Below are 13,820 nucleotides of genomic sequence, written 5' to 3' on the forward strand. Positions count from 1 at the left end.
CCTCCACGCGGAGGCTCCCACCCCGGTCGGGGTGGGCGCGGTCGGCCGGTAGCCTCCCGGCGTGACCACGCCCCGGATGCCGTTCCCCCGAGTCCCGCACGTGCGTGGCCTGCTGCTCGCGGCAGGGTCGGGCCGTCGCATGGGTGGGCCGAAGGCCTTGGTCCGCATGGGCCCCGACCGGCCGACGCTCGTGGAGCACGCGGTGACGAGCCTGCTCGACGGCGGGTGCGACGGGGTGACCGTCGTCGTCGGGGCGGCCGGGCCCGAGGTCACGGCCATCGTCGCCGCGCTCGGCCGTGACGTCGACGTCGTCCAGTGCATCGACCACCTCGAGGGCATGGGCGCCTCCGTGCGCTCCGGTCTGACCTCGGTGACGACCGCGAACCGGGAGGGCCGCGACCCCGTCGACGCGGTGCTCGTCTCGCTCGTCGACCTGCCCGACGTCGGCCCGGAGGTCGTCGACCGGCTGCTGCAGTCGTCGGCGCCCGCCGCCGACAACACTGACACCACCGGCGCCACCGACAGCCCGGCTCGGGGCGCAGCGGTCGACGCCACCCCGGACCCGACGGCAGCGCAGTCGGACGCCGGCCGCCCGGCATCCGGGTGGCGGTCGGTGCTGGCCCGCACCGCCTACGAGGGCACCCCCGGGCACCCCGTCGTCATCGGCCGCGACCACTGGGCCGCCGTCGCCGAGGCCGCCGTCGGTGACCGCGGTGCCCGCGACCACTTCCGCACGAACGAGCACGTCCTCGTCGAGTGCGGCGACCTCGCGACCGGCGTCGACGTCGACACCCCGGACGAGCTCGCCTCACGCGGTTGACCGTTGCACTGTCGCGCGCGGCCGATATGGGTGATGCTCGGGTGATGCAGCCCGCCGCACCCGATGAGACCGACGCGACCGCCGAGCCCGTGCGCGACCTCGCCTCGGCCTTCGACGACGCCGACGACGTCGCCCGGGTGCTCGCCCGCACCGGCTACCTCGCCGACGACGCCCTCGCGACGGTGACCTTCCTCGCCACCCGGCTCGGGCGTCCGCTGCTGCTCGAGGGCGAGCCCGGCACCGGCAAGACGGCGCTCGCGGAGGCGGTGGCGCAGGCCCTCGACCTGCCGCTCGTGCGGCTCCAGTGCTACGAGGGCATCGACGCCACGCAGGCGCTCTATGACTGGGACTTCCCCCGGCAGATCCTGCACCTGCGCACCCTCGAGGCCGTCGGGCGCCCGGACGGCGCAGCCGGCGGCGATGACGCGGTCGCGGCCGCCGAGGCCCAGCTGTTCGACGAGCGGTTCCTGCTCGCCCGCCCGATCCTGCGGGCGCTGCGCGAGGCGCCGTGCGTGCTGCTCGTCGACGAGGTCGACCGGGCCGACGACGAGTTCGAGGCCTTCCTGCTCGAGGTGCTCTCGACGTGGCAGGTGACCGTGCCCGAGCTCGGCACCATCGCGGCCGCGACACCGCCCCTCGTCGTGCTCACCTCCAACCGCACCCGCGAGCTGCACGACGCCCTCAAGCGACGCTGCCTCTACCACTGGATCGACCACCCCGGCCTGGCCCGCGAGCTCGACATCGTGCGGAGCCGCCTGCCCGAGGTGTCCGAGGCGCTCGCCACCCAGGTCGTCTCGGCGGTGCAGCGCCTGCGTGAGACGGCCGGCCTCGTCAAGCCGCCCGGCGTCGCCGAGACCCTCGACTGGGCCCGTGCGCTCGACACGGTCGGCGCCACCCGCCTCGACGCCGAGACGGCCGCTGCCACCCTCGGTGCGGCCGTGAAGTACCGCGAGGACGCGGAGCGGGTGCGGGCCATGCTCGACCGGGTCCTCACGGCCTGACATGGTCCCCGTCCCCACGGCGCCGTCGCCGTCGCCGGCCGGCCCGACCCGCGCGACCGGGCCGGTACCCGTGCGCCTCCCCGCGGATGCCGTGTTCCTCGGTCTCGCGCGCGCCCTCCGGGCCGCCGGCCTGGCCGTCACGGCCGACCGCGAGCGCGTGTTCCTCACGGCGGTGGCCGCCGGTGACGCCGGGTCCCGCCGCCACGTCTACTGGGCGGGCCGGGCCACCCTCACCTCGTCCCCGGCCGACGCCGAGGCGTACGACGCCGTCTTCACCGCGTGGTTCGCCGACGACACACCGACGACGGCCAACCGGGCGCAGCACCCGCCGAGCGTGACTCGGCAGGCGCCGCTCGGTGGCGACGGTGACCTCGGTGTGGCCGCCGACGAGGGGGAGGCGCTGCGGGCCACCGCGAGCGAGCAGGAGGTGCTGCGGCACCGCGACGTCGGCTCGCTCACCGCCGACGAGCGACGCACGCTCGCCGACCTCTTCGCGACGCTGCGGCCGATGCCGCCGACGCGACGGGCACGACGACCGGTCGCGGCGCGCCGTGGCCGGGTCGACGGGCCCGCCACCCTGCGCGAGCACGTCCGCCGTCTGGGCGAGCCGGGCCGGATCGTCCACCGCCGCAACGGGGTCCGCCCCCGCCGCGTCGTCCTGCTCATCGACGTCTCGGGCTCGATGAGCCCCTACGCCGACAGCCTGCTGCGGCTCGCGCACGCGTACGTGCGCTCCACGGCATCCGGCACCCGGGCCGTCACCACCGAGGTCTTCACGATGGGCACCCGCCTCACCCACGTCACCCGGGCGCTGCGTGAGCGCGACCCCGACCGGGCGCTCGTCGCCGCGGGTCGGGTCGTGCCCGACTGGTCGGGCGGCACCCGCCTCGGCGAGGCGCTCGGCGCCTTCCTCGACCTGTGGGGGCGGCGCGGCATGGCGCGGGGCGCCGTCGTCGTCGTGTTCTCCGACGGGTGGGAGCGTGAGGGGCCGGAGCTGCTCGCCGAGCAGATGCGTCGTCTGGCCGGGCTCGCCCACCGCGTCGTCTGGTCGAACCCCCACCGGGGCAAGGTGGGCTACCAACCGGTGCAGCAGGGCATCGTCGCCGCCCTGCCGTTCATCGACGACTTCGTCGCCGGGCACTCGCTCGCGGCGTTCGAGCAGCTGATCGAGGTGGTCGCACGTGCGTGAGGTGATGGACGAGCTGACGGGCTGGTGGGAGCGCGGCGAGACCGTCGGCATGGGCACCGTCGTGGGGACGTGGCGCTCGGCGCCGCGCCAGCCGGGGGCGGCCATGCTCGTCGGGCCCGGAGGCGAGGCGGTCGGGTCGGTCTCCGGCGGATGTGTCGAGGGCGCCGTGTACGAGCTGGCGCAGGACGTCGTCGCCTCCGGCCGGCCGGCGTTGCAGCGCTACGGCGTCAGCGACGACGACGCGTACGCCGTGGGCCTGACCTGCGGCGGCATCCTCGACGTCTTCGTCGAGCCGGTCAGTCGCGAGGCCTTCCCCGAGCTCGGCGAGGTGGCGCGGGACGTCGCCGCCGGGCGCCCGGTCGCCGTCGCCACCGTCGTGGAGCACCCCGAGCCGACGTGGGTCGGACGCCGCATCGTCGTGCGCCCCGAGGACGGCGACGTGGGCGGTGACGCGGTTGCGACCGCCGCCCGGACGGCATCCATCGGCAGTGCCCGCGCCGACGACGCGGTGCTCGACGACGCCAGAGGGCTTCTCGCCCAAGGTCGTTCGGGTCTGCTCACCTACGGCCCCGACGGTGAGCGGCGCGGTGAGGGGATGCGCGTCTTCGTCTCGGCCTTCGCGCCCAAGCCGCGCATGCTCGTCTTCGGCGCCATTGACTTCGCGGCCGCGGTCGCGCGGGTGGGCTCCTTCCTCGGCTACCAGGTCACGGTCTGCGACGCGCGCCCGGTGTTCGCGACGACGACGCGCTTCCCGGGCGCCGACGAGGTCGTCGTCCGCTGGCCGAGCGACTACCTGCAGGACCAGGTGGATGCCGGTCGCGTCGACGCGCGCACCGTCGTCGCCGTGCTCACCCACGACCCGAAGTTCGACGTGCCGCTGCTCGAGGTGGCGCTGCGGCTGCCGGACGTCGGCTTCGTCGGCGCGATGGGGTCGCGCCGCACCCACGACGACCGGCTCGCCCGGCTGCGCGAGGCCGGGCTGACCGAGACCGAGCTGGCGCGGCTGTCGTCGCCGATCGGGCTCGACCTCGGGGCCCGCACCCCGGAGGAGACGGCCGTGTCGATCGCCGCCGAGATCGTCGCCCTGCGGTGGGGCGGGGCCGGCGAGCGCCTCACCGCAACGGACGGGCCCATCCACCACCACCACCACACCGACGCCCCCACCTCCTGACCCACCGAGAGGGCGCCAAGACCCCGTCGAGTGGACGCGTGGAGCCCGTCGAGAGGTCACCGGGGCGGGCCGCGGCTAGGGTCCGGTCCATGCCTGCCGTCGCCCCCCGCCGTCGCCGCCGATGAGCGCGCCCGCGCACCGCGGTGTCGCGCCGGATGCCGGTGCGCCCGCCCGCGTGCCGGTCTGGGCCCTGCTCCCGCTGGCCGCCGTGGCCTGGTCCGTCGGACTCGGGCCGTGGCTGCTCCTGCGCTCCCGGGTGGGCACGCTCGGCACGCCGTACAACCCCCGCAACGACGTGCGCGACGCCCTGCTGCCGTTCGTCGTCGACCGCCTGAGCCTGCTGCTGACCCTCACGCTGGCCGGGGGTGTCCTCGCCGGGCTCACCCCCCTCGTGCGCGGTGCCGCGAGACCCCAGCGGACGGCATCCTCGGCGCTGGTCGTGCTCGGAGCGCTGGTCGCCGCCTCGACAGCGGTGCTGCAGACGTTGGCACCCGAGCCCGACCTCGGGGGGTCGGCGGCCCAGGCCGGCACGGTGCGGCTGGCGTTCGTCGCCCTCACGGCGGCCGGCACGGTCGTCGGCGTCGTGCTCGGTCTGCTCGTCTCGCTCGGCGGGCCGGCGCTGCGGGTCATGGCGGCCGCCCCGGCGTCGATCGTGATCGCGGGCTGGGCGGGTCAGCTGGTGCTCTCCGCCCGCAGCGACCTCGACCCCGCAGGCGTGCCGGCGTGGGTCTCGCCGGGGCTGTCCGTCGTCGCGGCCGTCGGCGTCGGTGTGCTGCTCGCCCGGCTCGGCCTCGGCAGCGTGGGCCGGGTGCTCGCGTGGGCGGTCACGGCGTTCCTGCTCGTCGCCACGCCGGCGGCGCTGACGACCGCGCGCTACCTCCTCGAGGCACTGCCGCGCACCCCGATGCGGGTGGACGCCGTCACCGAGCTCGTCACCGACGGGCTCGCCCTGCTCCGCCTCGCCACGGCCCAGAACCTCACGGTCGTCGCTCTCTGGAGCCCGGCCATGCTGGCCCTGCTCGCCCTCGCCGTGGGCGCCGTGGGCGCCGGGGTCAGTGCGAGGAGGAGGTCTTCCAGAGGTTGATGCCACCCTCGACCGCGTGCTGGTCGATGCGCTCCAGCTCGTCGTCGCTGAAGTCGAGGTTGCCGAGGGCGCCGAGGCTGTCCTCGAGCTGACGCACCGACGACGCGCCGATGAGCACCGAGGTCACCCGCGGGTCGCGCAGCACCCACGCCAGCGCGAGCTGGGCCAACGACTGGCCACGCGACTGCGCCATGTCGTTGAGCGCACGGATGTGGGTGAGGTTCTGCTCCGTCAGCAGGTCGGGCGAGAGCGACTTGCCCTGCGCCGCGCGCGAGCCCTCGGGCACGCCGTCGAGGTACTTGTCGGTGAGCATGCCCTGCGCCAGCGGCGAGAACGCGATGCAGCCCACGCCTTCCTCGCCGAGCACGTCGAGCAGGTCCTCCTCGACCCAGCGGTTGAGCATCGAGTAGCTGGGTTGGTGGATGATCAGCGGCGTCCCGAGCTCACGCAGGATGCCGACCGCCTCGCGGGTGCGCGGGCCGGAGTAGCTCGAGATGCCGACGTAGAGCGCCTTGCCCTGCCGCACCGCGGTGTCGAGGGCGCCCATCGTCTCCTCGAGCGGGGTCGTGTCGTCGAAGCGGTGGCTGTAGAAGATGTCGACGTAGTCGACACCCATGCGCTGCAGCGACTGGTCGAGCGAGGCGAGCACGTACTTGCGGCTGCCGCCGCCCTGGCCGTACGGCCCGGGCCACATGTCGTAGCCGGCCTTGCTCGAGAGGACGAGCTCGTCGCGGTAGCGCCGGAAGTCCTGCGCGTAGATCGTGCCGAAGTTGCGCTCGGCACTGCCGTAGGGCGGTCCGTAGTTGTTGGCGAGGTCGAAGTGGGTCACGCCGAGGTCGAAGGCGCGGCGCAGCGTGGCGCGCTGGCTCTCCAGCGGCACGTCGTCGCCGAAGTTGTGCCACAGCCCCAGCGACACGGCCGGCAGGTCCAGCCCGCTGCGGCCGGTGCGGCGGTAGGTCATCGAGTCGTAGCGCGAGCGGTCGGCCTGGTAGTCGTCGGCGTGCATCGTCATGACCCCAGTCTCCACGCCGCCCCGGGAGCCCGCCCACCGGCATCCGGACCGGTCCGCCCCGCTCCGCCCGGCGAGCCCCCGGCCGGGCGAACACACCGAGCAAGGTGCAGATCCGCGAGTTGCAACTCATGGATCTGCACCTTGCTCGGTGTGTTGCGCGGGAGCCGAGCAGGGACCCGGCCGGCCACCGACACGACCCGCGCCGATACGACGCCCACCGGCATCCGACCGGGTTCGGCGATACCCCTTGTGTCAGTGCAACTTTTGACAAAGACTGCGACCACCGGGGGAACGTCGGCTGCAGTGTGGCAGGAGGACATTTCGCATGACTCGTATCAGTGTGACCGTCGACGGTGTGAAGTACACCGACGAGGTCGAGCCCAGGACCCTGCTGGTCCACCACCTTCGCGAACGGCTCGGCAAGACGGGGACCGTCGTCGGCTGCGACACGAGCAACTGCGGCGCCTGCACCGTGCACCTCGACGGGATCAGCGTGAAGTCGTGCAACGTGCTGGCCGTGCAGGCCGACGGTCACGAGGTGACGACCATCGAGGGTCTCGCCAAGGGCGGCGAGCTGCACCCGGTGCAGCAGGCGTTCCACGAGTGCCACGCCCTGCAGTGCGGCTACTGCACGCCGGGCATGATCATGCAGACCTGCAGCCTGCTCAGCGAGAACCCCGACCCGAGCGAGAGCGAGATCCGCGAGGGCCTCGAGGGCAATCTCTGCCGGTGCACCGGCTACCACAACATCGTCAAGGCGGTGCAGCAGGCGGCCAAGGCCGGCTCGGGTGCCTCGTCGCAGGGCACGGATGCCGGTGGGTCGGGTGTCGCCGACGGCAGCCCGGCCGAGACGGCCGAGGCCGAGCAGACGGTGGGGGCGACGGCATGACCATCACCGACGACCGCCCCGACACCGCGACCGACGGCCCCGGGAATGAGGTCGGCAAGGCGCGCCGCCGCAAGGAGGACCAGCGTCTCATCACCGGTCGCACGCGCTGGACCGACAACATCACCCTGCCGGGCATGCTGCACCTCGCCATGGTGCGAAGCCCCTTCGCACACGCGACGATCCGCTCGATCGACACGTCCGAGGCGAAGACGGCATCCGGTGTCGTCGACGTCGTGACCGGGGCCGACATCAAGGACGTCCAGGGCGTCAACGCCAACGCCTGGCCGATCACCCCCGACCAGGTCACGCCGACGCACCTGCCGGTCGCGGTCGAGCGGGTCGCCTGCGCCGGTGAGATCGTCGCCGTCGTCGTGGCCCGCAGCGCCGCCGAGGCCCGTGACGCCGCCGAGCTGGTCGACGTCGACTACGACGAGCTGCCGGCCGTGCTCGACCTCAAGGAGGCCGCGAACGACACGGTGCTCGCCCACCCCGACCTCGGCACGAACAAGTCGGCGTTCTGGCAGCTCGACTCGGCCGAGCAGGGCTCGGGCGGCGACGTCGAGGCCGCCATCGCGGAGGCCCGCACCGACGGGGTCGTCATCGAGCGAGAGTTCCGCCAGCAGCGCCTCATCCCCGCCTTCATGGAGCCGCGGTCGGTCGTCGTCGACCCGACCGGCGAGCAGATGACGGTGTGGTCGTCCACGCAGATCCCGCACATCCTGCGGTTCCTCGTGGCCGCGACGATGGGCATTCCCGAGTCGAAGGTGCGCGTCATCGCGCCCGACGTGGGCGGCGGGTTCGGCGGCAAGCTGCAGACGACGCCGGAGGAGTTCGCGACCATCGCGATCTCGCGCCGGCTCGGCAAGCCGTGCAAGTACACGGAGACGCGGTCGGAGTCGCTGCTCAGCGGGCACCACGGCCGCGACCAGTGGCAGAAGCTGACCCTCTCGGCGAAGAAGGACGGCACCGTCACCGGTCTCAAGGTCGACCTGCTCGCCGACATGGGCGCCTACGTCGCCATCGTCGGTGGCGGCGTCCCGGTGCTGGGCGCGTGGATGTTCAACTCGATCTACAAGTTCCCCGCGTACCAGTTCAACTGCCAGACGGTGCTGACGAACAAGACGTGGGTCGACGCCTACCGCGGGGCCGGCCGCCCCGAGGCGACGTTCGGCATCGAGCGGATGATGGACGAGCTCGCCGCCGAGCTGGGGCGCGACCCGCTCGAGGTGCGCGAGCAGAACTGGATCCGCCACGACGAGTTCCCCTTCACCACGGTGGCCGGGATGACCTACGACTCGGGCAACTACGAGGCCGCGACCGAGAAGGCCAAGCAGCTCTTCGGCTACGACGAGCTGCGCGCCGAGCAGAAGCGGCGCCGCGAGAGCAACGACCCGGTGCAGCTCGGCATCGGCGTCTCGACCTTCACCGAGATGTGCGGGCTCGCCCCGTCACGCGTGCTCGGCCAGCTGAACTACGGCGCCGGCGGGTGGGAGCACGCGAGCATCCGCATGCTCGCCACGGGCAAGGTCGAGGTCATCACCGGCGTCTCACCGCACGGGCAGGGCCACGAGACGGCCTGGAGCCAGATCGTCGCCGACCGGCTCGGGGTTCCCTTCGACGACGTCGAGGTGCTGCACGGCGACACGCAGATCGCGCCGCGCGGTCTCGACACCTACGGCTCGCGCTCGCTCGTCGTCGGGGCCGAGGCGGTCGTGCGCGCCGCGGACAAGGTGATCGAGAAGGCCAAGGTCTTCGCCGCCCACCTGCTCGAGGCGAGCGAGGACGACCTCGAGTTCAAGGCCGGTCGCTTCGAGGTCAAGGGCACCGACAAGGGCGTCGGCATCGCCGAGATCGCCCTCGCCACCTTCGCGGCCCACAACCTGCCCGACGGGGCCGAGCCGAGCATCGACGCCGACGCGACGTACGACCCGGTCGCGTTCAGCTTCCCGCACGGCACCCACCTGTGCGCGATGGAGGTCGACACCGAGACCGGCGCCTCGAGCATGCGCTCGTACGTCTGCGTCGACGACATCGGCACCATCGTCAACCCCCTCATCGTCGAGGGGCAGGTGCACGGCGGCCTCGTCCAGGGCATCGCCCAGGCGCTGTGGGAGGGGGCCGAGTACGACGAGCAGGGCACCCTCGTCACCGGCTCGTTCGTCGACTACACCCTGCCGACGTCGGCCGACACCATCAGCTTCGTCACCGACCACACGGTCTCGCCGTCGACGACGAACACGTTGGGCACCAAGGGAGTCGGCGAGGCCGGCACCATCGCCTCGACGCCGGCGGTCGTCAACGCCATCGTCGACGCGGTGCGCTCGTTCGGCATCGACGACATCACGATGCCGTGCACGCCCGAGCGCGTGTGGAAGGCCATCCAGGCCGGCAAGCGACCCCCGGTGGAGGGCGAGCGCGACGCGCAGCCGCACTTCGACGAGGGCCTGCCCAACCAGGACGACCCCGGCACGTCACCTGCGACCGGCTCCACGGCATCCGGCTCGGTCTCCGGCTCCGGCTCCGACTCCACGGAAGGTGGTGCGCGGTGATCCCCGCATCCTTCGACTACCTCGCCCCGACGACGGTCGAGGAGGCGCTCGCCGCCCTCGCCGAGCACGGTGACGAGGCCAAGGTGCTCGGCGGCGGGCAGTCGCTGCTGCCGATCCTGCGCATGCGCCTCAACGCCCCCGGGGTCGTCGTCGACCTCGGGCGCGTCGAGGCCCTGCGCGGCATCCGTGAGGAGGGCGACGAGGTCGTCATCGGCTCCATGGCCACCTACGCCGACGTGCTCGCCTCGGACGTGGTCAGCACCCACGCGGCGCTGCTGGCCAAGGCGGTCAAGACCGTCGCCGACCCGCAGATCCGCCACCGGGGGACCGTCGGCGGCGCGCTCGTGCACGCCGACCCGGCGGGCGACGTGGGCGCGCCCGTGCTCGCCCTCGGTGCCCGGCTCGTCATCGCCGGCGAGGGCGGTCAGACCCGCACGGTCGAGGCCGACGACTTCTTCGAGGACCTCTTCACGACGGCGGTCGGCGACGGCGAGCTGCTCACCGAGGTGCGCATCCCGAAGCACACCGGGTGGGGCGCGCACTACGAGAAGTTCGTGCGCGTGAGCCACCAGTGGTCGATCGTCGGGGTCGCCGCCGCGGTGCGCACCGACGGCGGCTCGATCGCCGAGGCCCGGGTCGGCCTGACCAACATGGGCTCGACCCCGTTGCGCGCCAAGGCCGTCGAGGCAGCGCTCGTCGGACGACCGGCGACCGACGAGGCGGTGCGTGAGGCGGTGGCCGCGGTCACCGACGGGACGAACCCGCCCTCCGACCTCAACGGCGACGCCGACTACCGCCGGCACCTCGCCACGGTGCTGACCCGGCGGGCCGTCCTGGCGGCGGCGGGCGCGTGACCGGCTGATGGACCTCACGCACTCCTTCACCGTCCCCACCTCCGTCGACGAGGCCTGGAGCCTCTTCATGGACCTCGAGAAGGTCGGCAGCTGCTTCCCCGGCGCGACCGTCACCGAGGTGCGCGACGACGGCTTCTCGGGCACCGTCAAGGTCAAGCTCGGCCCGATCGCCATGCTCTACAGCGGCAGTGGGTCGTTCGTCGAGCGTGACGACGACGCCAAGATGGCCGTCATCGAGGCCAAGGGCAAGGACAAGCGCGGCAACGGCACCGCCGGTGCGACCGTCACCATCCAGCTCTCGCCCGACGGCTCGGGCGCCCGTGCCGACGTCGTCACCGACCTCGCCGTCACCGGCAAGCCCGCGCAGTTCGGCCGCGGCGTCATGCAGGACGTCAGCGACAAGCTGCTCCAGGCCTTCGTGGCCTGCGTCGAGAAGCAGCTCGGCGGCGGCGAGGCGTCGGGGGGCGGTGTCACATCGACCAGCCCGGATGCCGGTCAGCCGGCTCCGGCGCCCACCGGACCCCCGCCGTCGGCGGGCGAACCCGCCTCCGTCATGGAGGAGGAGAGCGAGTTCGTCGAGACGGCGAGCGACGCCCTCGCGAGCGACACGGCATCCACCGCGGCTCCGGCCGCACCCAAGGCCGTCCCGACGGTGGGTCGCGTGGCAGCGCTCGCCGATGACGACGACGGGGCCCTCGACCTCGGCTCGGCCGTGATCCCGGTGCTCGCCCGTCGCTACGCCCCGCTCGCCGGGGCGGCGGTGGCCGGCATCCTCGTCGGCTGGCTCGCCGGACGCCGTCGCTGACCACTCGACGGGGGCGTGGCGCCCTCTCGACGAGGTGGTAGGACAGGGGGTGGGGCTCCGGTGACCGCCGGAGCCCACCCGATCGAAGGAGCACCATGTCTCGCGTCGTCGTCATCGGTGGCCACGGCAAGGTGGCGTTGCTCGCAGCGCCGCTGCTGTCGGAGGCCGGCCACGAGGTCATCTCCGTCATCCGCAACCCCGAGCACGAGGCCGACGTGCGGGACGCCCGCGCCGAGCCCGTCGTCGCCGACGTCGAGTCGGCGTCGACCGGGCAGATGGTCGACCTGGTGCGCGGCGCGGACGTCGTCGTGTGGTCGGCCGGTGCCGGCGGGGGCAGCCCGGAACGCACCTACGCGGTCGACCGTGACGCCGCGATCCGGTCGATGGAGGCCGCGCGGCAGGCCGGCGTGCAGCGGTACGTCATGGTCAGCTACTTCGGTGCCGGCCCCGACCACGGCGTGCCGGAGGACAACTCGTTCTTCGCCTACGCCGAGGCCAAGACGGCGGCCGACGAGCACCTCGCCTCGACCGAGCTGCGGTGGACGATCCTGCGCCCGAGCGGCCTGACCCTCGACGAGCCGACCGGGCTCGTGGAGTTCGGTGACGACGTCGAGGCGGGGCACGTGTCGCGCGCGAACGTGGCGCGGGTCATCGCCGCCGTCGTCGACGCCCCCGACTCGACGTCCGGCCGCGAACTCGCCTTCAACGACGGTGACCGCCCGATCTCCGAGCTCGTCGGCGGCTGAACGCGACCGGCCGTCCGGTCGACGGAACTGCTGACACGACAGGGCGCTCCGGTACCTCGGTATCGGAGCGCCCTGTGCCGTCTCGTCTCCGGCTCAGGCCTGCGCGGCCGCCTGGGTCGGGCGGTGCAGCAGACGCAGCACGGAGCCGCCCATCGTCAGCAGGGCGAACGCCCCGACGATGGTCCAGCCGGTGGCGGTGGGTTCGGACAGGGCGACGACGCCGACGCCGGCGGTCGTGGGGGCGGCGAAGGCGAACGAGTTGCTGTACATGTCAGGCTCCTTGCGTGGTGAGGGGGGTCAGGGAGGTGTCGTGGTGCCAGACGGCCTCACGACGGCGCACGGTCTGCAGCAGGGCGCGGACGAGCGTGGCCTGGAGGAACAGGTCGTAGACCAGCTCCGGGACGAGGAGGGCGGCGAGCAGCCGCCCGCGGGGGCCGGCGCCCCAGGCGGTGACGAGCTTCTCGGCCCAGAACACGGCGCCGAGCAGCATCCACCAGGGCGACAGGCCGAGGGTGCCGGTCACGGCTCCCTGCACGGTGAGCAGCAGGTAGAGGCTCATCATGAGCGTGCCGAGCGCGAGCATCGCCTGCTGGCCCCAGTAGCGGCGGGTGGCCGTGGTGAAGCCGTAGGTGAGCAGGTCCTCCATGGCGCCGCGGTACCAGCGGAGGCGCTGCCGGTGCAGGGGGCCGAAGCCGGGCATGAGCTCGGTCGTCGAGACGCACTCGCGGGGCGACTCGACGGTCAGGCCGAGCGTCTTGACGGCGAGGGTGATCTCGTTGTCCTCGGTCAGCGCGTTGGTGCGGTAGAAGTCGCCGCGGATGCCGGGCAGCGTCGTTCCACGGGCCGCTCGGACCGCCTCGATGGTCGTGCGGCGGAAGACGGTGGCGGTGCCCGAGAGCACCATGACGCGTCCGGTGCGGCCGAGCTCGCGGGCGTAGCGGGCGTACTCGTTGGCCTGCGCGGTCTCGACGAGGCTCGTCGGCTGCGGGCCCTGGAAGATGCCGCCGATCGCGGCGATGCCGGCGTCGGTACCGAGGCGCTGCACGGCCGCCTCGACGAAGCGCGGGGCGAGCGTGGTGTCCGCGTCCATGACGAGGACGTGCTCGGGCAGGTCGGTCATCGAGCCGAGAGCCTGGTTGAGAGCCCCGGCCTTGCGGTCGGTGTTGCCGACCGTCGTGAAGACGGTGGCGCCGGCGCTATCGGCGACGGCCGCCGTGTCGTCGGTGCAGTTGTCGGCGACGACGACCACTCGATCCGGAGGCGTCGTCTGCCCCAGCAGCGAGGCCACCGTCGCGGCGATGTTCGCGGCCTCGTCGTGGGCCGGGATGAGGGCGAGGACGCTCATGCCCGGCCCCCGTCCGGGCCGACTGACACGGCTTCGCCACGAACCGGTTCGACGCCGATCTCGTTGTCGCGCAGTGACATCGGGCCGTCGACGACGACGGCGAGCGTGGTGCGGGCGTGCGCGGGCACGCCAAAGGACCGCATCCGCGGCATGGTTTTTCCCCCGTTGGATAGAGCTGAAGCGCCCGACGCCCCACGCGTCCGGCTGACCCGGCACCCCAAGCGCCCGGTCGTTTCCCCGGACAAACCGTAAGGGGTTCTCACCGAAGAGGTACCGAATCCGCAGAAACGGTCGTTCAAACGTCAAATACTTCGCCCCATCCGTCAGGCCGCGTCCGGTTGCGCCCGTTTGGGCC

13 protein-coding genes are annotated in these 13,820 nt (G+C 73.1%); 10 read left to right on the plus strand and 3 right to left on the minus strand.

What is annotated here, in order from left to right; all coding sequences use genetic code 11:
• The first annotated feature begins 61 nt into the window (after positions 1 to 61).
• The 5 genes from DFJ68_RS16315 to DFJ68_RS16335 all read left to right on the plus strand — a co-directional run bounded on the left by DFJ68_RS16315 (position 62) and on the right by DFJ68_RS16335 (position 5,265).
• Entirely contained in the window at positions 62 to 820 is a 759-nt protein-coding gene (locus tag DFJ68_RS16315) for a nucleotidyltransferase family protein (RefSeq protein ID WP_211333403.1), read from the plus strand.
• A 44-nt stretch (positions 821 to 864) separates the two neighbouring features.
• The gene (locus DFJ68_RS16320; RefSeq protein ID WP_121035466.1) at positions 865 to 1,821 is read left to right on the plus strand and encodes an AAA family ATPase; all 957 of its coding nucleotides are present in this window, start codon (positions 865 to 867) and stop codon (positions 1,819 to 1,821) included.
• A 1-nt stretch (position 1,822) separates the two neighbouring features.
• Positions 1,823 to 3,010 (plus strand): vWA domain-containing protein, encoded by a 1,188-nt coding sequence (locus tag DFJ68_RS16325; protein WP_121034637.1) that lies wholly within the window; start codon positions 1,823 to 1,825, stop codon positions 3,008 to 3,010.
• Positions 3,003 to 4,181: an XdhC family protein gene (locus tag DFJ68_RS16330; protein ID WP_121034638.1), complete on the plus strand. Its 1,179-nt coding sequence runs from the start codon at positions 3,003 to 3,005 to the stop codon at positions 4,179 to 4,181. Before DFJ68_RS16325 ends, DFJ68_RS16330 begins: the two co-directional genes overlap by 8 nt.
• Before the next feature lie 121 nt (positions 4,182 to 4,302).
• Positions 4,303 to 5,265 carry a hypothetical protein gene (locus DFJ68_RS16335; protein ID WP_121034639.1) on the plus strand — a complete coding sequence of 321 codons (963 nt, stop codon included), beginning with the start codon at positions 4,303 to 4,305 and terminating at the stop codon, positions 5,263 to 5,265.
• Here DFJ68_RS16335 and mgrA read toward each other — a convergent pair.
• Entirely contained in the window at positions 5,234 to 6,277 is a 1,044-nt protein-coding gene (gene mgrA, locus DFJ68_RS16340; protein ID WP_121034640.1) for an L-glyceraldehyde 3-phosphate reductase, read from the minus strand. The two genes, DFJ68_RS16335 and mgrA, sit on opposite strands and share 32 nt — an antisense overlap.
• Before the next feature lie 325 nt (positions 6,278 to 6,602).
• On the opposite strand from mgrA, the gene DFJ68_RS16345 reads away from it, so the two are divergent.
• From DFJ68_RS16345 to DFJ68_RS16365, 5 genes are all read left to right on the plus strand, one after another.
• Positions 6,603 to 7,166 carry a (2Fe-2S)-binding protein gene (locus DFJ68_RS16345; RefSeq protein ID WP_121034641.1) on the plus strand — a complete coding sequence of 188 codons (564 nt, stop codon included), beginning with the start codon at positions 6,603 to 6,605 and terminating at the stop codon, positions 7,164 to 7,166.
• Positions 7,163 to 9,715, plus strand: a complete 2,553-nt coding sequence (locus DFJ68_RS16350) for a xanthine dehydrogenase family protein molybdopterin-binding subunit (protein ID WP_121034642.1) — start codon at positions 7,163 to 7,165, stop codon at positions 9,713 to 9,715. Before DFJ68_RS16345 ends, DFJ68_RS16350 begins: the two co-directional genes overlap by 4 nt.
• Positions 9,712 to 10,569, plus strand: a complete 858-nt coding sequence (locus DFJ68_RS16355) for an FAD binding domain-containing protein (protein WP_121034643.1) — start codon at positions 9,712 to 9,714, stop codon at positions 10,567 to 10,569. The genes DFJ68_RS16350 and DFJ68_RS16355 overlap by 4 nt, the downstream gene beginning before the upstream one ends.
• Before the next feature lie 7 nt (positions 10,570 to 10,576).
• On the plus strand, positions 10,577 to 11,374 hold the full coding sequence (locus tag DFJ68_RS16360) for an SRPBCC family protein (RefSeq protein ID WP_121034644.1): 798 nt from the start codon (positions 10,577 to 10,579) through the stop codon (positions 11,372 to 11,374).
• Between the two features lie 95 nt (positions 11,375 to 11,469).
• The gene (locus DFJ68_RS16365) at positions 11,470 to 12,120 is read left to right on the plus strand and encodes an SDR family oxidoreductase (protein ID WP_121034645.1); all 651 of its coding nucleotides are present in this window, start codon (positions 11,470 to 11,472) and stop codon (positions 12,118 to 12,120) included.
• A gap of 93 nt (positions 12,121 to 12,213) precedes the next feature.
• Here DFJ68_RS16365 and DFJ68_RS18370 read toward each other — a convergent pair whose 3' ends face one another.
• Entirely contained in the window at positions 12,214 to 12,390 is a 177-nt protein-coding gene (locus tag DFJ68_RS18370; RefSeq protein WP_170165802.1) for a hypothetical protein, read from the minus strand.
• A gap of 1 nt (position 12,391) precedes the next feature.
• Positions 12,392 to 13,465: a glycosyltransferase family 2 protein gene (locus DFJ68_RS16370; protein WP_170165803.1), complete on the minus strand. Its 1,074-nt coding sequence runs from the start codon at positions 13,463 to 13,465 to the stop codon at positions 12,392 to 12,394.
• Between the last annotated feature and the right edge of the window lie 355 nt (positions 13,466 to 13,820).

Origin of the sequence: Terracoccus luteus (assembly GCF_003635045.1) — a bacterium.
Classification (GTDB): domain Bacteria; phylum Actinomycetota; class Actinomycetes; order Actinomycetales; family Dermatophilaceae; genus Terracoccus; species Terracoccus luteus.

Excerpts from the sequence above, each read along its gene's own strand:
- DFJ68_RS16320 (WP_121035466.1), top strand. The coding sequence starts at position 865 with ATGCAGCCCGCCGCACCCGATGAGACCGACGCGACCGCCGAGCCCGTG.
- DFJ68_RS16325 (WP_121034637.1), top strand. The coding sequence starts at position 1,823 with ATGGTCCCCGTCCCCACGGCGCCGTCGCCGTCGCCGGCCGGCCCGACC.
- DFJ68_RS16335 (WP_121034639.1), top strand. The coding sequence starts at position 4,303 with ATGAGCGCGCCCGCGCACCGCGGTGTCGCGCCGGATGCCGGTGCGCCC.
- mgrA (WP_121034640.1), bottom strand. The coding sequence starts at position 6,277 with ATGACGATGCACGCCGACGACTACCAGGCCGACCGCTCGCGCTACGAC.
- DFJ68_RS16345 (WP_121034641.1), top strand. The coding sequence starts at position 6,603 with ATGACTCGTATCAGTGTGACCGTCGACGGTGTGAAGTACACCGACGAG.
- DFJ68_RS16350 (WP_121034642.1), top strand. The coding sequence starts at position 7,163 with ATGACCATCACCGACGACCGCCCCGACACCGCGACCGACGGCCCCGGG.
- DFJ68_RS16360 (WP_121034644.1), top strand. The coding sequence starts at position 10,577 with ATGGACCTCACGCACTCCTTCACCGTCCCCACCTCCGTCGACGAGGCC.
- DFJ68_RS16365 (WP_121034645.1), top strand. The coding sequence starts at position 11,470 with ATGTCTCGCGTCGTCGTCATCGGTGGCCACGGCAAGGTGGCGTTGCTC.
- DFJ68_RS18370 (WP_170165802.1), bottom strand. The coding sequence starts at position 12,390 with ATGTACAGCAACTCGTTCGCCTTCGCCGCCCCCACGACCGCCGGCGTC.
- DFJ68_RS16370 (WP_170165803.1), bottom strand. The coding sequence starts at position 13,465 with ATGAGCGTCCTCGCCCTCATCCCGGCCCACGACGAGGCCGCGAACATC.